Annotated in this window: 19 protein-coding genes and 2 pseudogenes; 12 read left to right on the top strand and 9 right to left on the bottom strand. The window is 73.1% G+C overall.

What is annotated here, in order from left to right:
* Positions 1-58: 58 nt before the first annotated feature.
* Together ACIP4Y_RS26600 and ACIP4Y_RS26595 are read right to left on the bottom strand one after the other, a co-directional pair.
* Entirely contained in the window at positions 59-1090 is a 1032-nt protein-coding gene (locus ACIP4Y_RS26600) for a hypothetical protein (RefSeq protein WP_401398018.1), read from the bottom strand.
* 343 nt (positions 1091-1433) lie between these two features.
* Positions 1434-1631, bottom strand: a pseudogene (locus tag ACIP4Y_RS26595) (SpoIIE family protein phosphatase); the annotation flags it as partial.
* 164 nt (positions 1632-1795) lie between these two features.
* On the opposite strand from ACIP4Y_RS26595, the gene ACIP4Y_RS26590 reads away from it, so the two are divergent.
* A complete protein-coding gene (locus tag ACIP4Y_RS26590) occupies positions 1796-2689 on the top strand; it encodes a glycosyltransferase family 2 protein (RefSeq protein ID WP_401398016.1) in 894 nt (297 codons plus the stop codon).
* 516 nt (positions 2690-3205) lie between these two features.
* Positions 3206-6676, top strand: a complete 3471-nt coding sequence (locus ACIP4Y_RS26585; protein WP_401398014.1) for a BTAD domain-containing putative transcriptional regulator — start codon at positions 3206-3208, stop codon at positions 6674-6676.
* 34 nt (positions 6677-6710) lie between these two features.
* Here the strand turns inward: ACIP4Y_RS26585 and ACIP4Y_RS26580 are convergent, their stop codons facing one another.
* Both ACIP4Y_RS26580 and ACIP4Y_RS26575 read right to left on the bottom strand, forming a co-directional pair.
* Entirely contained in the window at positions 6711-8399 is a 1689-nt protein-coding gene (locus ACIP4Y_RS26580) for a bifunctional 3'-5' exonuclease/DNA polymerase (RefSeq protein ID WP_401398012.1), read from the bottom strand.
* A gap of 48 nt (positions 8400-8447) precedes the next feature.
* Complete coding sequence (locus ACIP4Y_RS26575; RefSeq protein WP_358637774.1) at positions 8448-9194, bottom strand: Clp protease N-terminal domain-containing protein; 747 nt, start codon at positions 9192-9194, stop codon at positions 8448-8450.
* Between the two features lie 134 nt (positions 9195-9328).
* Here ACIP4Y_RS26575 and ACIP4Y_RS26570 point away from each other — a divergent pair, with 134 nt between their 5' ends.
* Positions 9329-10438, top strand: a complete 1110-nt coding sequence (locus ACIP4Y_RS26570; protein WP_401398010.1) for a DUF2786 domain-containing protein — start codon at positions 9329-9331, stop codon at positions 10436-10438.
* A gap of 3 nt (positions 10439-10441) precedes the next feature.
* On the opposite strand, the gene ACIP4Y_RS26565 is transcribed toward ACIP4Y_RS26570, so the two are convergent.
* The 4 genes from ACIP4Y_RS26565 to rpmB all read right to left on the bottom strand — a co-directional run bounded on the left by ACIP4Y_RS26565 (position 10442) and on the right by rpmB (position 12240).
* A complete protein-coding gene (locus tag ACIP4Y_RS26565) occupies positions 10442-10957 on the bottom strand; it encodes a DUF4232 domain-containing protein (protein WP_401398008.1) in 516 nt (171 codons plus the stop codon).
* 168 nt (positions 10958-11125) lie between these two features.
* The gene (locus ACIP4Y_RS26560) at positions 11126-11629 is read right to left on the bottom strand and encodes a hypothetical protein (protein ID WP_401398006.1); all 504 of its coding nucleotides are present in this window, start codon (positions 11627-11629) and stop codon (positions 11126-11128) included.
* A 69-nt stretch (positions 11630-11698) separates the two neighbouring features.
* The gene (gene rpsN / locus ACIP4Y_RS26555) at positions 11699-12004 is read right to left on the bottom strand and encodes a 30S ribosomal protein S14 (protein ID WP_401398004.1); all 306 of its coding nucleotides are present in this window, start codon (positions 12002-12004) and stop codon (positions 11699-11701) included.
* Positions 12004-12240, bottom strand: coding sequence for a 50S ribosomal protein L28 (gene rpmB / locus ACIP4Y_RS26550; RefSeq protein ID WP_358637765.1), 237 nt, complete (start codon positions 12238-12240; stop codon positions 12004-12006). Before rpmB ends, rpsN begins: the two co-directional genes overlap by 1 nt.
* Positions 12241-12301: 61 nt before the next feature.
* On the opposite strand from rpmB, the gene rpmG reads away from it, so the two are divergent.
* The 6 genes and pseudogenes from rpmG to ACIP4Y_RS26520 all read left to right on the top strand — a co-directional run bounded on the left by rpmG (position 12302) and on the right by ACIP4Y_RS26520 (position 15241).
* The gene (rpmG, locus tag ACIP4Y_RS26545) at positions 12302-12466 is read left to right on the top strand and encodes a 50S ribosomal protein L33 (protein WP_030651373.1); all 165 of its coding nucleotides are present in this window, start codon (positions 12302-12304) and stop codon (positions 12464-12466) included.
* A 5-nt stretch (positions 12467-12471) separates the two neighbouring features.
* Positions 12472-12726: a type B 50S ribosomal protein L31 gene (locus tag ACIP4Y_RS26540; RefSeq protein ID WP_401398002.1), complete on the top strand. Its 255-nt coding sequence runs from the start codon at positions 12472-12474 to the stop codon at positions 12724-12726.
* Entirely contained in the window at positions 12723-13877 is a 1155-nt protein-coding gene (locus ACIP4Y_RS26535) for a CobW family GTP-binding protein (protein WP_401398000.1), read from the top strand. The genes ACIP4Y_RS26540 and ACIP4Y_RS26535 overlap by 4 nt, the downstream gene beginning before the upstream one ends.
* Positions 13877-14110 (top strand): 30S ribosomal protein S18, encoded by a 234-nt coding sequence (gene rpsR, locus ACIP4Y_RS26530; protein ID WP_401397998.1) that lies wholly within the window; start codon positions 13877-13879, stop codon positions 14108-14110. The genes ACIP4Y_RS26535 and rpsR overlap by 1 nt, the downstream gene beginning before the upstream one ends.
* A gap of 437 nt (positions 14111-14547) precedes the next feature.
* Positions 14548-14922, top strand: a pseudogene (locus ACIP4Y_RS26525) (hypothetical protein); the annotation flags it as partial.
* 49 nt (positions 14923-14971) lie between these two features.
* Positions 14972-15241 (top strand): DUF397 domain-containing protein, encoded by a 270-nt coding sequence (locus ACIP4Y_RS26520; RefSeq protein ID WP_030342654.1) that lies wholly within the window; start codon positions 14972-14974, stop codon positions 15239-15241.
* Between the two features lie 110 nt (positions 15242-15351).
* Here ACIP4Y_RS26520 and ACIP4Y_RS26515 read toward each other — a convergent pair whose 3' ends face one another.
* Positions 15352-15849 carry an ATP-binding protein gene (locus ACIP4Y_RS26515; protein WP_401397995.1) on the bottom strand — a complete coding sequence of 166 codons (498 nt, stop codon included), beginning with the start codon at positions 15847-15849 and terminating at the stop codon, positions 15352-15354.
* A 344-nt stretch (positions 15850-16193) separates the two neighbouring features.
* On the opposite strand from ACIP4Y_RS26515, the gene ACIP4Y_RS26510 reads away from it, so the two are divergent.
* From ACIP4Y_RS26510 to ACIP4Y_RS26500, 3 genes are all read left to right on the top strand, one after another.
* The gene (locus tag ACIP4Y_RS26510; RefSeq protein WP_401398423.1) at positions 16194-17018 is read left to right on the top strand and encodes a helix-turn-helix domain-containing protein; all 825 of its coding nucleotides are present in this window, start codon (positions 16194-16196) and stop codon (positions 17016-17018) included.
* An 87-nt stretch (positions 17019-17105) separates the two neighbouring features.
* Complete coding sequence (locus ACIP4Y_RS26505; RefSeq protein WP_401397993.1) at positions 17106-18566, top strand: aldehyde dehydrogenase family protein; 1461 nt, start codon at positions 17106-17108, stop codon at positions 18564-18566.
* A gap of 135 nt (positions 18567-18701) precedes the next feature.
* Entirely contained in the window at positions 18702-19241 is a 540-nt protein-coding gene (locus ACIP4Y_RS26500) for a DinB family protein (protein WP_401397991.1), read from the top strand.
* Positions 19242-19246: the final 5 nt, after the last annotated feature.

Here is a 19246-nt window from a genome sequence, read left to right as displayed (position 1 = left end):
CGTGCCGCCCACCGAGAAACGGGCAGCCACTGGTGGGGAGTTGACCGGCCGCCAGCGGTCACTCCGCGTCAACGCGCGTCCGGCGGGTGGAATGGGTCCGGAGCCAGTACGAGCGGGCAGCGACAATCAGTGCGATTCCATAGGCGGCGAACGCGGCCAGGCCGATCCAGGCGACCAGCAGTGCGTCGCTCGAGGAGTGGAAGTCGCCTCGCCGCATCGTCACCATGCCGGCCGTGGCCAGTGTCAGGTAGCCGACGCCGAACACCCCGTACGGAGCCAGCGTAGCGGCGCCGATCAAGGCCGGTGCCAGAGGGAGCCAGCGGGGGACGCGCCGGCCGCGTAGCCACAGCGTCCAGCGCGGGAAGACCTGGCCCCACGGGCGGACCAGGCCCCACAACAGGAAGGCGCCGAGCGCGGCCAGCAGCACGGTGCCGTCCATGCCCCAGGACTCCAGGGTGACCCATATTCCTGACGCACCGTTGCGCTGGGAAACCGCGAGCATTTCCTCACCGGTCATCCCGGCGAAGGTACCGCCGGACGCCCAGGTGATCTTCATCGCCGCGTAGGGGAGGAAGGCCGCAGTACCGGCGCAGGCGACGAGCTGGACCGGCCCTGAGGCGGGGGAGGGGGCCTGTAGGACGGGCGCGGCGGGCATGCGGCGGGACCGGGCAGTGGCTGCGAGCAGCAGGACCCCGGCCGCCGCCAGCACGTGGTGCGCTGCGGCCACGCCGTTGTCCACCCCCTGACCGAATACCAGTGTGATGACGTCCATCAGCAGGCCGAACGCGGCTGTCGCGGCCAGAACGCAGACCACCCACAGCAGCACCCGTAACGCCGGCTGCAGCCCGTACCGCGCCACCGCGCCACAGGCCAGGGCCGCCAGTGCGCCCACTCCCGCGACCCCCCAGCCCAGCGTCGAGGGTCCCGGGTGGCTGCCCAGGTAGAGCAGCGGCGTCCCGCTCAGCGCGCATGCCAGGCCGAAGCCGGCGTATGCCACCGCCCATGCCGTTGCCACCCGGCCCACCCAGGACGGCCACCGCTGCCACCACATGCGCCAAGGCGCCCTCGTCGTCCCTGTCGCATCGACCATGCGCTGATCGTGGCATCGACCGCAGCAGCCCGGCATCAACCGCCGGAACGAGCCGCGTCCCCCCAATGGGTGAGCACCCTCTGCGACCGAGGTATGCCTCAGTGCCCGGAGCCACTTTGTTGCTGATGGGGGGATGCGTGGCCTCGGGGCAGAGGCGGGCGGCCGGGAGGGCTGTGCCGTCCGCGCACATGCCGTCGGTCAGCTGGGTGAGGACGGGGTCGAGCAGGTGCTCCAAGGGGTCGTCGGCCGACAGGTCCATCGTGGTGAGGGCGTGGACGGAGTCGTCGATGTCCACGCCCCGCTGTTCCACGACGCCGTTGGTGCAGAGCAGCAGGACGGAGCGGTACTGGCTCATGGCCACCGCCGCCTGGAAGCCGTGGCCCATCACGTCGCCCATGACCAGCAGGGTGCGGCTGTCCGGCAGCGCGATGGAGTCGTACCAGTCGCCGCCGACGAGGCCGCTGCGGCCGGAGGGCAGGTACGACTGGCCCGCTGCTGCCGCGGCTTGGGGAGCCAACCTGTCACCCCTCCCCGGAGACACCCTTCGCTCCCCCCGGAGGGAAACACGGTGACACACCGGATCAAAGAGGCGGCAAAGTGAATTCGCGTCAGGTGAACCCCCGCCGCTGAGGCAACATCTTGGTGAACGGCGGGCAGCGCGCGGTCGGAGCGCGGTGCCGCCGTCGGCCGGATGGGGTGAGGAACATGGCGGAGCCGAGGATCGCCGTCGCCGTGGTGACGATGGGCAACCGGCCCGCCGAGGTCGACGCCCTGCTGGAGTCCGTGGCCAAGCAGGACCTCGCCCCCGCCCGCATCGTGATCGTCGGCAACGGCTGCCGGCTGCCCGAGTTCGCCCGCCGGCTCTCCCTGCCCGGCGAGGTCACGACCATCGACGTCGAGGAGAACCTCGGCTGCCCGGGCGGCCGGAACGTCGCGCTCGCCCGACTGCGGGAGTTCGGGGACGTCGACGTCGTCGTGGAACTGGACGACGACGGGCTGCTCGTCGACGCCGACGTGCTGCGCCGGGTACGGGACCTGTACGCCGCCGACCCCCGCCTCGGCATCGTCGGCTTCCGCATCGCCGACGAGCACGGCGAAACCCAGCAGCGGCACGTGCCCCGCGTGGACAAGTCGGACCCGATGCGTGGTGGTTACGTCACCGGCTTCCTCGGCGGCGGGCACGCCTTCCGCATGACGATGCTCGCCGAGACCGGGGACTGGCCCGCCGAGTTCTTCTTCGCGCACGAGGAGACCGACCTCGCCTGGCGCGCCGCCGACGCCGGCTGGAAGATCCTGTACGCCCCCGAACTGCTCCTCCAGCACCCCAAGACCTCGCCGGCCCGGCACGCCATCTACTACCGCGTCAACGCCCGCAACCGCGTCTGGCTCGTCCGGCGCCGGCTGCCGCTGCCGCTCGTCCCGGTGCACCTGGGGCTGTGGACGCTCCTCACCCTCGCTCGCACCCGCTCCCTGCCGGGGCTCAGGGCGTGGTTCGGCGGGTTCGCCGAGGGGCTGCGGAAGCCGGCCGGCGAGCGGCGGCCGATGCGCTGGCGGACGGTGTGGCGGCTGACCCGGCTGGGACGCCCGCCCGTCATCTGAGCCGACGGCGGCGAACCGCCGACGGGGGGCAGGGAAAGAACCGCCAAGGGAGGCCAGGGAAAGGACCGCCAAGGCGGGTCGGGAAAAAGGGAACGGCGGCACGCCCGCACAGAGAAAGGCGGGACGGGGCCCCGGTCGTTCACCTCCGCCGGCCGGGGCCCTTGTCGTCCCCGGACCCAGCCTGCGGCGACACTCCCCCGAGTTACGCGTCCTACGCGCGCGCCGTCGGGCCAGATCCGATGGAATGATCACATCAGGATTCGCCAACGGATCGCTAACATGTGGCCAACGGTTCGTCGGCGGGGCGCGGAGCGGTTGGCCGGAACTCGTCCGGCAGTAGCGCCAAGAGCCCGACGGTCGGGCGGATTCCGGTGCCGGACCGGCGGTCGGCCGGCGAGCGGAAGGTGGCGGGAAACCGTTGTGGACAGGGCGGAATTCCGCCAGGCAACGGCGGGCACACGCCCGCCGCGGAGCGCGGTCGGCCCCGACCGCGCGGGAAGGCAGTGGAGCGGCGTGATGCGGCGGTGCGAGCTGCGCTTCGGACTGCTGGGACCACCGGTCCTCTACGACCGACCGCCGTACGGGATTTCGTACGACCCCCCTCCCGGAACCCCCGGCGAGCCCTCCTCCGGACCTTCCGGCACCTCTTCCTCCGCACCTTCCGGTACCTCTTCCCCGGGAACCTCCGGCGAACCTTCCTCCGGAACCCCCGGCGACCCCCCTCCCGGCACCCCCACCCCCAGCGGACCCGCTGCCGGCGGCCCGTCCGGGAAGACCGGCGCCGGTGCCGCCCACGCACCCGCCGCCCCGGCTTCCGGCGACGACCACCCCGACAACGGCGTCCGGGCCATCGGCAGCCCCAAGGTCCGTGCCCTGCTTGCCACGTTGCTGATGGAGCCCGGCCGGGTCGTGTCGGTCGAGGCGCTGAAGGACGCGCTGTGGGGCGGCGCGCCGCCCGTCTCCGCGCAGGCCTCCCTGCACAACCACGTCACCCGGCTGCGCCGGCTCCTGGACGACCCCGAGCGGCTCAGGGCCGTACCGCCGGGCTATGTGCTGCGGGTCGACCACGGCGAGCTGGACGTGCACGTCTTCGACGCCCGGGTCGCCGAGGCGCGGTCCGCGCACGCCCGACGGGACTGGCCGGGCGTCGTACGGGCCTGCGCCTGCGCGCTCGCCCTCTGGCGCGGCACCCCGCTCAGCGGACTCCCCGCCGACATCGGCGGCTACGCGCTGGTGCAGCGCCTGGAGGAGGCCCGGCTGCTCCTGCTGGAGTGGCGCTACGACGCCGAACTCGCCCTCGGCGGAGCCCGCTTGGCCGCGCTCGTGCCGGAGCTGGCGGCGCTGGTCGCCGAGCATCCGCTGCGCGAGGCCTACCACCGTCAGCTGATGCTCGCCCTGCACCGCACCGGCCGTCAGGCCGAGGCGCTCGCCGTCCACCGTGATCTGCGCGCCCGCCTGGTGGAGGAACTCGGCATCGAACCCGGCCCGGCGGTCCGCGAGGCGCACGTCGAGGTGCTGCGGGGGAGCGGCGAGGGGCGCCGGGACGAGGAGTACGGCGGTCAGCGGCCGGCCGGCCACGACGGACAGCCGCGGCGCGGCGGCGACCGGCGCGGTGGCGCCGGCACCGCCGGGAAGGCCGCGTCCCCGGAGAACCGGGCCGCCTCCGCGCCACCCGCGCCCTCCGCCTCCCCGGCGACGCCCCCCTCCGCGCGGGACGGCGACGGGCCGCCCGCGCGGCAGACCCCGCGCCCGGCCCAGCTCCCGGCCCCGCCGGCCCACTTCACCGGCCGTGCCGACGTGCGCAGCGAGCTGCGCCGCGCGCTGACCGAGCCGCCCGCCCCGGCGCCCGCCGTCGCGGTGATCAGCGGTATGGCCGGCGTCGGCAAGAGCGCGCTGGCCCTGTACGTCGCCCACGAGCTGAGGGAGCGTTTCACTGACGGACAGCTCTACGTCAACCTGCACGGCGCCACGCCCGGCATGACCCCGCTCACCGCCACGCAGGCGCTCGCCGCGCTGCTGCGCGACCTCGGCGCCGAGCCCCGGAACATCCCGGAACACCCCGATGCCGCCGCCGCGTTGCTCCGCTCCCTGCTCGCGCCCGCCCGCATCTTGCTGGTCCTGGACGACGCGGCGAACGCGGCCCAGGTACGGCCCCTGCTGCCGGCCGGACCCGGCTGCGCGGTGATCGTCACCAGCCGTTCGCCGCTCACCGCGCTCGACGGTGCCCGGCGCTTCCCGCTCTCCCCACTGACCGGCGAGGACAGCGCGGCCCTGCTACGCGCGGTGAGCGGGCGCGCCGGACTGGACGCCGGCCACGCGCTGGTCGAGCTGACCGGCAGGCTGCCGCTGGCGCTGCGCGTCGTCGCCGCCCGGCTCGCCGCCCGCGGCGCCCTCACCCCGGACGTGCTGGCCGGCCAACTCGCCGAGACCGGCGGGCGGTTGCGGCACCTGGAGTACGACGACCTGAGCGTCCGCCGCTCCCTGGCCGTCGCCCACGACGCGCTCGCCGCCGCCGAGCGGGAGGCCGACCGGGACGCGGCCCTCGCCCTGCGCCACATCGGCGCGCTCGACCTGCCGACCTACGGCGCCCCGCTGATCGCCCGCCTCACCGGCACCGACGAACGCCGCGCCGAGGCCGCGCTGGACCGCCTGGTCGACGTCGCCCTCCTGGAGGAGACGGCGTACGGCCGCTACGCACCCCACGACCTGGTCCGCGACTTCGCCCGCGAACTGGCGGACGCCGACAGCCTCCAGCCGGCCCCGGCCGAGGGCTTCGCAGGGAGCCCGGACCGCAGCGCCGGCCCCCGGGACACCGCCGACCCCACCGGCACCGCACGCACCTGCACCCCCGACCTGACCGCCCTGCGCTGGTACGCCGCCATGGCCGAGCGGGTGTTGACGGCGGTCGTGGAGCCGGGGCTCGACCAGGACGACCGGCGGCGGCCGACCGCCGCGCAGCCGGCCGGGCACGCGGCGGACGTGGCCGCCCTGGCGCCCTTCGAGTCGGCCGAGGAGGCCTTCGCCTGGGGCGAGGTGGAGCTGGAGAACGTCGTCGCACTGGTGGCACGGAACGCGGACGCCGACGAGCCGCGCACCGCCGCCCATCTCTCCGCGCTCGTACGGCTGCTCTTCCCCTATGTGCAGCGCAGCGGCCGGGTCGCCGAGATGGAGGTGCTGGGCGGGGCCGGGCTCGGTGCGGCGCGGCGGCTCGGGGACGCGGCGGCCGAGGCGTACGCCCTCGGCGACCTGGCGGGCCTGCACTTCCTGACCGGCCGGCAGAACCACGCCCTGGCCCTCACCGACCAGGCCCTGGAGATCTGGGAGCGGCTGGGCACGGCCTCCCGGATCCGCCGCTGCCTGAACAACCGAGGGCTGCTGCTGGAGGGGCTGGGGCGGTTCGAGGAGTCCGGGGAGGCGCTGCGGCAGAGCCTCGCCTACTCGCGGCTGCTGAACGACCCCTACGGCGAGGCCGTCACCCGCAGCCACCTCGGCAACCTCTACGAGCACACCGACCCGCGCGCCGCCATGGAGCAGCACCGGCGCTCGCTGGCGATCGGGGACGCGATCGGCGCGGTCATCGTGCAGCACTCGGCACACTGCAACATCGGCTACGCCCATCTCGCCCTCGGCGAACCGGCCGCCGCCGCCCGGCACTTCGAGGAGAGCCTGCGCATCCTCGGCGGCCACGGCGACTGGCACGGCGAGTCCCAGACCCGGCTCGGCCTGGTCCGCGCGCTGCGACAGCTGGGGGAGACCGGCCGGGCGGCCGGCGAGTGCGCCGAGCTGCTGCACCGGGCCGACGCCCGCGCCGACCGCTACATGGGCGGGCTGGCCCTGCACCAGCACGGGCTGCTGCTGCGCGAGCAGGGGCGGCGGGCGGAGGCGTACGACGCCTGGCGCGCGGCCCGCGCGGCGCTGGACGGCACGGACGAGCAGGCGGTCCTGGCGGAGCTGCGGGAACTGCTGGACGACGACCCGACACCCTGACGCCGTGACAGCCCGACCGCCTGACGGCCCCGGCCTACTTGGCGTCGGCATAGCACTCCACCACCGCCGTCGTGAACGGGAACCGCACCGGTGTGTCGCCGAAGGTCAGCCGGCCGGCGAGGACGGCGGACTCGCGGATGGCTGCGACGACGGCGTCGGCCTCCTCGGCGGGGCAGTGCACGATCACCTCGTCGTGCTGGAAGAAGACCAGCTCGGCCCGCATGTCCCACAGGGTCCGGCGCAGCGCGGCGAGCAGCAGCAGGGCCCAGTCGGCGGCGCTGCCCTGCACGACGAAGTTGCGCGCGAAGCGGCCCCGCGCGCGGGAGTTGGTGGAGGCGTATCCGGGGACCCAGCCGGTCTGGCCGTCCCCTTCCTCCTCGCCGGCCGGGATGCCCGCCTCCTCGGTCGCGTCCTCGCCGGCCCCGGCGGCCGGCGGGCAGGTCCGGCCCAGCCAGGTGCGCACCAGCCGGCCCTCCTCGCCCGCGCGGGCCGCCTCGTCGACGTAGGCGACGGCCTTCGGGAAGCGGCGGCGCAGAGCGGCGAGGTTCTTCAGGCCGTCTCCGGAGGTCTGCCCGTAGACCGCGCCGAGCACCGCGAGCTTGGCCTGGTTCCGGTCGCCGGCGAAGGCGCGGTCGGAGACGGACTGGTAGAGGTCGCTGTCGCGGCCGGCCACCTCCATCAGGCCGGGGTCGCGGGAGATCGCGGCGAGCACGCGCGGCTCCATCTGGTCGGCGTCGGCCACCACCAGCCGCCACCCGGGGTCGGCGACCACGGCCCGGCGGATCACCTTGGGGATCTGCAGGGCGCCCCCGCCGTTGGTCACCCAGCGCCCGGTGACCGTGCCGCCGGCGAGGAACTCGGGGCGGAACCGGCCCTCGCGCACCCAGTCCTGCAGCCAGGACCAGCCGTGCGCCACCCAGATGCGGTACAGCTTCTTGTACTCCAGCAGCGGTTCGACGGCCGGGTGGTCGACGGACTGGATCTCCCAGCGGCGGGTGGACTTCACCTTGATCCCGGCCTGCGCGAAGGCCTTGACCACGTCGGCGGGCAGATCGGGCCGCACCCGGCGGCCGAAGGCCGCGGACACCTGGTCGGCCAGCTCGGCGAGGCGGCGCGGTTCGCCCCCGCCCGCGTACCGCTCGCCGAGCAGGCCGTGCAGCAGCTCGCGGTGGACCTCGGCGCTCCAGGGCAGGCCCGCGTGGTTCATCTCGGCGGCCACCAGCATCCCGGCCGACTCGGCGGCGGTCAGCAGCCGCATCCGGTCGGGGTGGGCGGTCTTCTCGTGCCGCCGCAGCTGCTCGGCGTAGACGGCGAGCAGGTCGGGCAGGGGCAGCCGGGTGCCGGCGGGCTCGAACAGCGGGGACTGGGCGCCGGGTTCGGCCGCGCGCTGCGGCGGGTCGGGCGGGACGGGGCCGCCGCGGAGGCGGGCCAGGGCGGCGGCGGCCGAGCGTGGCTCGCCGTACCGTCCCTCGTGGCCCAGCAGGAGTGTTTCGGCGTCCTCGATGTCGTAGCACCGCTCCACTCGCACCCCCGTGGCGAGCAGTCGCGGGTAGACCTCGGGGGTCGACCGCCACACCCAGCGCGTCACCTCCGGGCGGCTCCGCACCGCTTCGGCGAGATCGCTCTCCCGCCGCACCGGTCCGGCGGGCAGCCCGTCCGGGCCGAGGGGGGCGATGTCCGCGCCCGAGTCCTCGGCCGGTGCGAGAGCCCACCGGTCGGTCATGACTGCGAGTGTGGCAGGGGGGTCTGACAATCGCTGTGACCTGCGGTTCTACCCCTGCTCGCCGGTTGCTTCGGTCGTCTGCTCCAGCAGCAGCGCCAGCATCCGGCCGACGTACTCCTCGACGGCCGGCTTGGTGAGGCCGAGGCCGCTCAGGACGCCCTGGCCGTTCTCGTGCTCCAGCAGGGCGAGCAGGAGGTGCTCGGTGCCGATGTAGTTGTGGCCGAGCCGGAGGGCCTCGCGGAAGGTGAGTTCCAGGACCTTCTTGGCCTCGGGGCCGTAGGGGACGAGGTCGGGGACGTCGTCCGCGGCGGGCGGCAGCGCGGCGGTCGCGGCCTGGCGCACGGAGTCCAGCAGGATGCCCTGCGCCGTGATCGCCTTCGCGGCCAGGCCGTCCGGTTCGGCCAGCAGGCCGAGGACCAGGTGCTCGGGGCGGCCCTCGGCGTTGCGGGCGGCCAGCGCCTCGTTGTGCGCGGCCATGACCACGTTCCGCGCGCGGGGGGTGTAGCGGTTGAAGCCCTGGCTGGGGTCGAGGTCGGCGGACTCCTTGGGCACGAACCGCTTCTGCGCCGCCTGCCGGGTCACGCCCATGCTGCGCCCGATGTCGGTCCAGGACGCGCCGGAGCGGCGGGCCTGGTCGACGAAGTGCCCGATCAGGTGGTCGGCCACGTCACCGAGGTGATCGGCGGCGATCACCGCGTCCTGGAGCTGTTCGAGGGGTTCGTTGTGGGCCTTCTTGATCGCCTCGATGAGGTCGTCGAGGCGCACGGATGCCGTGATGTTCGGGTTGGTCGCCATAGTGTCAACCGTAGGTTGCCTCCCCGCCAGTGTCAACCGACAGTTGACACTGCCGCGCCGGTATTCCGATCCACTGTCCACAGCCTGTGGACGGCCGCCGCCCGTTGTCGGCCGGCCGTGGCACGATCGACGGCGTGACCAGTACCGCCAGCACCGTCGAGCAGGCCTTCCGGGCCGCCCTCTACGACGACACCGACACCGGCCTCGACACGGGCGCCTCCCTGCTCGCCGCCGACCCGGCCGCCGACGCCGAACTCGCGCGGCGCGGCGAGGACTTCGTGGCGTCGGCCTGGCAGCGCGGCTGGCAGCCCGCCGACGTCGTACGACTGGTGCGGCGGGAGCTGGACGAGGCGCACGTCCGCCTGGCCGCCGCCCTGATCCGCGCGCAGGCCGGACGGGACCGTCCGCGCGGGCGCCGCTGGGCCGGCCAGCTGGCGGCGCTGCCCGCCGGCCCCGACCGCACCGCCGACCGCTTCTCGCACGCCACGGCCGTCCTGGAGCTGTACCGCCTGCTGCTGCGGCTGCCCGCCCTGGAGCCCCTGGAGGACGAGTCCCGCCGCACCCCCGGACCGGCCGCCTCCCGCATGCTCGGCCGCATCCGCGCGCTGCTCGCCAAGGCCGAGGCGACCGGCTACCCGGAGGAGGCCGAGGCGCTCACCGCCAAGGCGCAGGAACTGATGGCCCGGCACAGCGTCGACGAGGCGCTGCTCGCCGCCGAGGCGCCCGCGCCGGACGCGCCCGGCGCCTGCCGCATCGGGGTCGAGCCGCCGTACGAACAGGCCAAGGCGGTCCTGCTGGACGCGGTGGCCACGGCGAACCACTGCCGCGCGGTGTGGAACGAACCGCTCGGCTTCTCCACGGTCGTCGGCTTCGAGGCGGACCTGGAGGCGGTCGACATGCTCTACACCTCCCTGCTGGTGCAGGCCACGCACGCGATGACCAAGGCCGAGGCGGCCCAGCGGGCCGGCGGACGCAAGCGGACCAAGACCTTCCGGCAGTCGTTCCTCGCGGCCTACGCGCACCGCGTGGGCGACCGGCTCGCGGCCGCCGCCGAGACCCAGGTGCCCCAGGACCTGCTGCCGGTGCTGGCCACGCGCGCGATAGCCGTCACCGGCCGGCTGGAGCGGATGTTCCCGGAGACCACCACGACCCGGCTGCGCGGGGTGAGCGACGCGGCGGGCTGGACCGAGGGCGCCCGCGCGGCGGACCGGGCGCAGGTCGGAGCCCGCCCGCGGCTGGAGTGAGGCTCAGTCGCCGACCTGCTGGAAGGCGCTCACGGAGGCGTCCGGTCCGCTCCCCTCGGCCTTGGCGGCGACCGGGCCGTACGTCCACGGGAAGCTGCGGCTGGTCTCCGAGCCCGGCAGGGCGATCGTCACGGTCTTGGCGGCCAGCGCGTTCCCGGCGCCGTCCTTGCCGCGCACGTAGCTGATGGAGAAGGACGCGGAGTCGCCCTTGGCCAGCTTCAGCTTCTGTGCTTTCGCCCCCTTGAGCACGGGCACGGTGGCCTTGCTGCCGTCGCCGGTCAGCACGACGGCCGGGAAGTGCTCCAGGGTGCAGGGCGCGCTCTGGTTGGTGAGGCTCACCGGGATCTCGCCGGTGTCGCCGGCGGCCGGCGCCACACTCGCCGAGCCGATCTGCACGGAGACCCCGCCGATCTCGCAGGCGGAGCCGCTCTTGCCGTTCTTGTCCCCGCCGCTGTCGTTGCAGGCGGTCAGCAGCAGAGCGGCGGCGAGGGCGGTGACGGTGAGCGGAATGGCGCGCATGAGCAGATTCCCATCGAGGTCGGGACGGTCTCCCCGCATCATGGCCCCTGCGTCCGGGGCGCGATCACGCGCCCCGGCCCGATTCACCGCTTCAGGGGTGCCTTCGCCGCTTCACAGACGCCGTCGCTGCCCCCCGGAGGCTCCGCCGCTTCCTCCCTGCGGGCGCCTTCACTGCTTGACGGGCGCCGTCGGCAGCCCCGACGGCAGCCTGCCGCCCTCGGCCTTGGTGTACGTCTCCTGGCCGGTCCTGCCCGACCAGGTCACCTTCAGCGTCGTGCCGTCGACGGAGTCGACCATGCCGGTGGTCCGCTCCTTGCCGCCGCCGGGGCAGGTCAGGTGGATCATCTGCATGCCGTCCTCGGCCCCCGCGGTCCCGCTGCACACGGTCCCGCCGGTCACGAAGACCCCGGCCTGCTTCCCGGTGACCACCAAGGCCACGATCTTGCCGTCGGCGGTGGTGATCCAGCTGCCCTGGAGCCTGGCGGAAGCGCCGGTCACACCCGGCGGGGCCGTACCCGCGGAGGCGCCCGACGAGGCGGGGGAGCCGGTCTTCCCGCCGGAACCTCCCACACCCCCGTCCCCGGAACCGCCGCTGCACGCCGTCAGCGCCAGCGCGCCCGCCAGTCCCGCGGCCAGGGCCGCGCCCCGCACCCTCGCACTCGCAGTAGTCACCGGAAAGCTCCCTCCGCGGTAGCGGCCGGCCGCCCTCGCCGGACGGCCCGCAGCGCAAGCTACCAGGAGTTACCAGGACGACTTCCGCACCCCGGGCAGGTATCCCTGATGCGCCTGTGCGCGCAGGCCGACCCGGGACAGGCCGAAGGCGCGCAGATAGCCGCGGGGACGGCCGTCGACCTGGTCGCGGTTGCGGACGCGTGCGGCGCCGGCGTCCCGGGGCTGGCTGCGCAGTTCCCGCTGGGCGGCGAGCCGTTCGGCCTCGGGGGTGGCGGGCCGGCGGATGATCTCCTTCAGTTCGGCGCGGCGCTCGGCGTACCGGGCGACGACCTCCTTGCGCCGCTCGTTCTTCGCGATCTTGCTCTTCTTCGCCATCAGACCCTCACTCCCCGGGCGCGGATGCGGGCGACGGCCGCCTCGACGCCGATCGCGTCCACCGTCCTGACGGCCCGCGCGCTCAGCCGGAGCCGGACGTACCGGCTCTCGCTCGGCAGCCAGTAGCGCTTGGTCTGGAGGTTCGGGTCGAAGCGGCGCGAGGTGCGCCGGTGGGAGTGCGAGATGCGGTTGCCGAAGCCCGGTCGGGCCCCGGTGAGCATGCAGTGCGCGGACACGGTGACGTAGCTCTCCTCAAACGGCGATGCTAATGGAATTCATTTTCAGTAAGGTAGCAGCATGGCACGCAACGAACTCCGTCCCGTCATCAAGCTCCGGTCCACCGCCGGAACCGGCTACACCTACGTGACCCGCAAGAACCGTCGCAACGACCCGGACCGCATGACGCTGCGCAAGTACGACCCGGCCGCCGGCCGGCACGTCGACTTCCGAGAGGAGCGCTGACCGCCGTGCGCAAGGGAACCCACCCCGCCTATGGACCGGTCGTCTTCCGCGACCGCGCCGCGAACCACGCCTTCCTCACCCGGTCGACCATGACGAGCGACAAGACGATCGAGTGGGGGGACGGCGCGGCCTACCCGGTCGTGGACGTCGAGATCTCCGACGTCAGCCACCCCTTCCACACCGGTACCGCGCGTGTGCTGGACACCGCCGGGCGCGTGGAGCGCTTCGAGCGCCGGTACGGGAAGCGGGGCGCGGCGTGAGCCTGCCGGTGGCCGTCGTGGCCGGGCTGCACGCCGCCGCCCGCACGGCGGCCGTCGACCGGCTGCTCGCCGACGTGCCCGGGAGCGTCGCACTCCACCACGACCTCGCGACGGCCACCGCCGGCACGGTCGTGCGGACGGTCCGAGACCGCCACGGTGTCGTGTCGACGGGGGAGACGCCCCTGGTCAACGACTGCGCGTGCTGTGCGCTGCGCGAGGACCTGGTGCCCGAGCTGCGGCGGCTCGCCGGCGCCGGCACGACCCGGCTGGCGGTCGTCGAACTGTGGGACTCGGTCGAGCCCAAGGCGATGGCCGAGGTGATCGCGTCCGGCGGGCTGACCGTCACATCCGTGATCACCGCGGTCGACCCGGCGCTGGTGCTGCCGTACCTCGGCAACGGCGACGATCTCGCCGAGGCCGGGCTCGCCGCGGCGGCCACCGACCAGCGCACGGTCGCCGACACCTTCGCGCGGCAGCTGGAATACGCGCCCGTGCTCGCCGTCGCCGACTCGCCGGAGGCCGACGAGGAGGACCGCGAGCTGCTCGCCCAGCTCCATCCGACGGCCCGCCGGGTCCCGATCGGCCACGGTGGCCCGGCGGGCGCGCACTCCCCGGGGCCGCTCGCCCGGGCCGCCCTCGCCGGGTTCGACGTGGAGGCCGCGGCGGCCGCGCAGCACCCGGCCTGCGCGCTGCTGCCCCAGGAGGCCGACGGCCACGGCGTCTCCACCCTGGTCTGGCACCGCCGCCGGCCCTTCCACCCGGAGCGGCTGTACGCGGCGCTGGAGGATCTGACCTGCGCCGCCGCGCGCAGCCGGGGCCGGTTCTGGCTCGCCGACAAGCCCGATGTGCTGCTGCACTGGGACGCGGCCGGCGGGGCGCTGTGCGTGGAGAGCGCGGGGCCCTGGCTGGCCGCGCTGCCGGACGCGGCCTGGGACGTGGTCCCACCGGTGCGCCGGGCCGCGGCCGCGCTGGACTGGCACCCCGAGCACGGCGACTGCTGCAACCACCTGGTCTTCACCTCACCCGGCCTCGACCGCGACGGGCTCGCGCACCTGCTGGAGTCCTGCCTGCTCACCGACGCCGAGTACGCCGCCGGGCGGGACTCCTGGAGGAAGCTCCCGCCCGCCTTCGACACCCTGCTGGAGGTCTGATGCCCCGCACGAGGGACCGCGACTCCGCCCGCCACCGTCCCAACCCCCTGGACCAGGCGGGCGTGACCTGCATCGACTACAAGGACACCGACCTGCTGCGCGGGTTCCTCTCGGACCGCGGCAAGATCCGCAGCCGCCGGGTCACCCGGGTCACGGCCCGGCAGCAGCGGTTGCTGGCGCGGGCCGTGAAGAACGCCCGGGAGATGGCGCTGCTGCCGTATTCCTCTCGCTGACGGGAGCGGTGATCCGGCGGCGGCCGGCGGTGTTCCCCGCACCAGTCCGTGGACCGGCATCCGAGGACGCGGAACTGCTCCCGCAGCCGGGGTCCGGGGTGTCGCCGGGAGGCGCGGTATCTCCGACCGCGGCACGATCCGCGGTTGCCGGGCCTCACGAACGGTACGGTGCCGCCGCCGAGGACCGCTCTTCACCGCGCTCGCCGGCGCCGCCCGCCGCGAGGTGCTGCGGCTGCTGCGCGCGCGGACCGCAGCCCGTACAGGCCCTGGCCGCCCACGTCGACATGCACCGCCCGAGCCTTTCGGGACACCGGAAGGCATCTGCTCGACCGCATGCCCGACGATGAGCCGTCACGAGCCCGGTACCCGAACCCGCCGCCGAGGACTTCCGGCTCCGGGTCGGCCGCCGGTACCGGAAGACCTCCGTTCGGCGTCCGGGCGCCCGCCTCTCGGGCGTCGTAGAGGTAGAGGTGCTGGCCTACGACAGTGAGCGGATGCTCTCCCTCCGCTGGGCGGATGCCGATCCGGCCAACCCCGCCGACGGGACCGTCACCCGGACCCTGGAACATGAAGGGCCCGGTACGCGTCTCTTCCTAGTGCACGGGGTTCGACGCGGACGACCCGGTCCGGCTGACGGCACGGAAGTGCCGGGGCGGGGGCGGGACGGGACTCGTCCTGCCTGCTCGCCGGGCAGACGCTGGAACTGCTTCGGTAAAGCGCACGTCAAGGTTGTAACCGCAGGACCACTCCTCGTGCACGTGCATTTGCTCATGCATCCGCACGTGAACCAAGTTATGATCCGGGTCAGTTGACCAGAGCATCTATGGCCTCACCAGCCAGTGCACCACCGGGGAGCGACCTGTGGACCGCGACGTCGACGGCGTGTACGGGGGGTACGACGTGTACAACGGCATGGCTGCCACGCAGCTGAACGGAGTGGCCTGGCAGAAGAGCAGGCACAGCAACTCGCAGGGATCCTGCGTGGAGTTCGCGCGGTTGCCGGGCGGCGAGGTCGCCGTACGCAATTCGCGCTTCCCGGACGGGCCGGCGCTCGTCTACACGCGCGCGGAGATCGAGGCGATGCTCCTCGGCATCAAGGACGGCGAGTTCGACCACCTCATCACGAGCTGACGCGGGCGATCCGTCCGCGTTCCCCGATGGCAACGATGTCGGATGCACCGGCTTCCGCATGGGAACGGCGGACGCGCGTAGACACAGCACGTTCGCCGGTGCGGAACGGATCAGCCGGCCGTCGGCAGCCGGAACATCGCCCAGACCACCTTGCCCTCGAGCGCGCCGGCGAGCGGATGCCAGCCCCAGCTGTCGGCGAAGGACTCGACCAGGAACAGCCCGCGGCCCGACTCGGCGGAGAAGTCGTCCGAGTCGCGCGGGACCGGGGTCTCGTGACTGGGGTCGCGCACCCCGCACACCAGCCGCTCGCTCCACCGCATCAGGTGCAGCCGCACGGACGGGTGGTGCGCCTCGCCCCGGCACGGGGCGGCCGGCACCGCGTGCCGCAGGGCGTTGGTGACGAGTTCGGAGACGACGAGGCATATGTCGTCGAAGCGGTCTCCGACGTCCCACCGGTCCAGGGTGTCACGGGTGAAGCGCCGGGCCTCGCGCACCGCCTCGTAACGGGCGGGCAGGGCACAGGAGGCGGCATCGGACACGGCCGCGGGATCCAGCGGCGGAAGGCCCTGCCGTAACGGCTTGAGCATGGTCGATCCATTCGTCCCCATGCGAGGCACTCCCGGGAATTCGCGGTCGTTGCGATGCAGCGGTGGCGCTGCACCATGGTTTCGGATGCGCAGAGCAGATGCAAGGGCAGATGCACGTGCACGCGACCGAAATGGCACTGCCCGTACCACTTCTTGGCCATTTTTTCTGCCATCTTGGCGACGATTCCGCCAGAGGTCCGGACCTCTTCCCGATCGGAGCCCCGCAGAAGCGGCCGAGCTCTTTCCGTTTCCGTAACCGGGCGAGTACTGCTCGGAGTGTTTTAGTGGCAGACTTCGGCCCCTGGAGACGGTTGGGGAGGCTGGCGAAGGTGAGCGCGGGAGAGCCCGGATCGGTGGTGCGGCGAATGCTGCTCGGCTCGCAACTCAGGCGACTGCGTGAAGCGCGGGGGATCACGCGCGAGAAGGCCGGATACTCGATCCGCGCCTCCGAGTCGAAGATCAGCCGGATGGAGCTGGGCCGGGTGAGCTTCAAGACCAGAGACGTGGAAGACCTGCTGACCCTCTACGGCATCACCGACGACGCGGAGCGCGAGTCGCTGCTCTCCCTCGCCCGGGAGGCCAACGTGGCGGGCTGGTGGCACAGTTACACCGACGTCCTGCCCAGCTGGTTCCCCACCTACGTGGGCCTGGAGGGCGCCGCCTCGCTGATCCGCGTCTACGAGGTGCAGTTCGTGCACGGCCTGCTGCAGACCGAGGAGTACGCCCGCGCGGTGGTCCGGCGCGGTATGAAGGGCGCGAGCACCGCCGACGTCGAACGCCGGGTCGCCCTGCGCCTGGAGCGGCAGAAGCACCTGCTCGCCGACAACGCCCCCGAGTTCCACATCGTCCTGGACGAGGCCGCCCTGCGCCGCCCCTACGGCGACCGAGAGGTGATGCGCGGCCAGCTCCAGCACCTGATCGACATCTCCGAGCGGCCCAACGTGCGCCTGCAGGTCATGCCGTTCAGCTTCGGCGGGCACTCCGGCGAGAGCGGCGCCTTCACCATCCTCAGCTTCCCCGAGTCCGACCTGTCCGACGTGGTCTACCTGGAGCAGCTGACCAGCGCCCTCTACCTGGACAAACGCGAGGACGTCGCCCAGTACGAGCAGGCCCTGAAGGAACTCCAGCAGGACAGTCCCGGGCCCGACGAGAGCCGGGACCTGCTGCGCGGTCTGCTGCAACTGTCCTGACCGGCCCCAACTCCCTTTACCAGCAAGTAGGATGACGTCCGCTCAGGCATGCACGGATCTGGTGTCCGCTAGCGATTGAGGGATCACATGTCGTCCTACTTCACCGAGCTGGCCCGGCAGTACATCGACGGCGAGTGGCGACCGGGCACCGGCTCGTGGGACGTCATCGACTTCAACCCCTACGACGACGAGAAGCTGGCCTCGATCACGGTGGCCACGGTCGACGAGGTGGACCAGGCCTACCAGGCCGCCGCCCGCGCCCAGAAGAAGTGGGCCGAGACCAACCCCTACACCCGGCGTGCGGTGTTCGAGCGGGCGCTTCGGCTGATAGAGGACCGCGAGCAGGAGATAGCCGACCTGATCATCGCCGAACTCGGCGGCACGCGCGTGAAGGCCGGTTTCGAACTGCACCTGGCCAAGGAGTTCCTGCGCGAGTCGGTCCACCTCGCGCTGCGCCCCGAGGGCAGGATCCTGCCCTCCCCGACCGAGGGCAAGGAGAACCGCGTCTACCGGGTGCCGGTCGGTGTCGTGGGCGTGATCAGCCCGTTCAACTTCCCCTTCCTGCTGTCGCTGAAGTCGGTCGCACCGGCCCTCGCGCTGGGCAACGCCGTGGTGCTCAAGCCGCACCAGAACACCCCGATCGCCGGCGGCACCCTGCTCGCGAAGATCTTCGAGGAGGCCGGGCTGCCCGGCGGCCTGCTCAACGTCGTCGTCACCGACATCGCCGAGATCGGTGACGCGTTCCTGGAGCACCCGGTCCCGAAGGTCATCTCCTTCACCGGCTCCGACAAGATCGGCCGGCACGTCGCCACCATCTGCGCCAAGCACTTCAAGCGCTCGGTGCTCGAACTGGGCGGCAACAGCGCACTGGTGGTGCTGGACGACGCCGACATCGACTACGCGGTGGACGCGGCCGTCTTCAGCCGGTTCGTGCACCAGGGCCAGGTCTGCATGGCCGCCAACCGGGTCCTCGTGGACACCTCCGTCGTCGAGGAGTTCACCGAGAAATTCGTCGCCAAGGTCAGGACCCTCAAGGTCGGCGACCCGCGCGACCCGGAGACCGTGATCGGCCCGGTGATCAACTCCGCGCAGGCCAACGCCGTCTCGGGCACCGTGGAGCAGGCGCTCGCCGAGGGCGCCACCGCCCTGGTGCGCGGCACCACCACCAACAACCTGGTCGAGCCGACCGTACTGACCGGCGTCCCCGCCGGCTCCCCGCTGCTCCAGCAGGAGGTCTTCGGCCCGGTCGTCTTCCTGGTCCCCTTCGACGGGGAGGAGGAGGCGGTCCGGATCGTCAACGACACCCCGTACGGCCTGAGCGGCGCCGTGCACACGGGCGACATCGAGCGGGGCGTGGCCTTCGCCAAGCGGATCGACACCGGCATGTTCCACGTGAACGACGGCACGGTCCACGACGAGCCGATCGTGCCCTTCGGCGGCGAGAAGCACTCCGGCCTCGGCCGCCTCAACGGCGAGGCCACGCTGGAGGCGTTCACCACGGTCAAGTGGATCTCGGTGCAGCACGGCCGCAGCGGGTTCCCGTTCTAGCCGGCTTCCGCTCCGGCCGGTCTTTTCGGTGTTCCCGGGCCATTGAGGACACGTTCTGTCCTCAATGGCCCGTAGCGTCTTCGGTGTCGGGGAAAACGGCCCCCGGCGAACCGGCCCCACGAAAGGCGGCACGCCATGGTCACGCACGTTCCGGCGGAGGCGAAGGGTGACGAGCGCGGGGCGCTGCTCGCGTTCATCGAGGAGCAGCGCGGCGGGATCCGCCGGGCGCTGCTCGGGCTGACCGAGGAGCAGGCCCGTATCCGCCCCAGCGCCAGCGAGCTGTCCCTGGGCGGTCTGCTCAAGCACGTCGCCGAGACCGAGCAGGGCTGGATCGCCCGGGCGAAGCAGGAGTCGCCGGCGGTGCGGCGCGACGAGTCGAACTGGCACGAGACCTTCCAGCTGCTCGGTGACGAGACGGTCGCCTCGCAGCTGGCGTACTGGGAGCAGGTGGCCGCCGAGACGGAGAAGTTCATCCGCTCCGCGCCCAGCCTGGACGACACCTTCCCGCTGCCGCCCGACCCCTGGTTCCCGCCGGAGGGCCGTGTCTCGCTGCGCTGGGTCTGCCTGCACCTGATCCGCGAGACGGCCCGGCACGCCGGTCACGCCGACATCATCCGCGAGTCCCTGGACGGCAAGACCGCGTTCGAGCTGGTGGCACTGGAGCAGGCCGGTTAGCCGTC

Source organism: Streptomyces sp. NPDC088810, from assembly GCF_044750305.1.
Classification (GTDB): domain Bacteria; phylum Actinomycetota; class Actinomycetes; order Streptomycetales; family Streptomycetaceae; genus Streptomyces.
Note: the sequence above shows the minus strand (reverse complement) of the source record. Positions and strands in the feature narration are given on the sequence as shown.

Coding starts and splice junctions, on each gene's coding strand:
- ACIP4Y_RS26600 (WP_401398018.1), bottom strand. CDS start 1,090: ATGGTCGATGCGACAGGGACGACGAGGGCGCCTTGGCGCATGTGGTGG.
- ACIP4Y_RS26590 (WP_401398016.1), top strand. CDS start 1,796: ATGGCGGAGCCGAGGATCGCCGTCGCCGTGGTGACGATGGGCAACCGG.
- ACIP4Y_RS26585 (WP_401398014.1), top strand. CDS start 3,206: ATGCGGCGGTGCGAGCTGCGCTTCGGACTGCTGGGACCACCGGTCCTC.
- ACIP4Y_RS26580 (WP_401398012.1), bottom strand. CDS start 8,399: ATGACCGACCGGTGGGCTCTCGCACCGGCCGAGGACTCGGGCGCGGAC.
- ACIP4Y_RS26575 (WP_358637774.1), bottom strand. CDS start 9,194: ATGGCGACCAACCCGAACATCACGGCATCCGTGCGCCTCGACGACCTC.
- ACIP4Y_RS26565 (WP_401398008.1), bottom strand. CDS start 10,957: ATGCGCGCCATTCCGCTCACCGTCACCGCCCTCGCCGCCGCTCTGCTG.
- rpsN (WP_401398004.1), bottom strand. CDS start 12,004: ATGGCGAAGAAGAGCAAGATCGCGAAGAACGAGCGGCGCAAGGAGGTC.
- rpmG (WP_030651373.1), top strand. CDS start 12,302: ATGGCACGCAACGAACTCCGTCCCGTCATCAAGCTCCGGTCCACCGCC.
- rpsR (WP_401397998.1), top strand. CDS start 13,877: ATGCCCCGCACGAGGGACCGCGACTCCGCCCGCCACCGTCCCAACCCC.
- ACIP4Y_RS26515 (WP_401397995.1), bottom strand. CDS start 15,849: ATGGGGACGAATGGATCGACCATGCTCAAGCCGTTACGGCAGGGCCTT.
- ACIP4Y_RS26510 (WP_401398423.1), top strand. CDS start 16,194: ATGCTGCTCGGCTCGCAACTCAGGCGACTGCGTGAAGCGCGGGGGATC.
- ACIP4Y_RS26505 (WP_401397993.1), top strand. CDS start 17,106: ATGTCGTCCTACTTCACCGAGCTGGCCCGGCAGTACATCGACGGCGAG.
- ACIP4Y_RS26500 (WP_401397991.1), top strand. CDS start 18,702: ATGGTCACGCACGTTCCGGCGGAGGCGAAGGGTGACGAGCGCGGGGCG.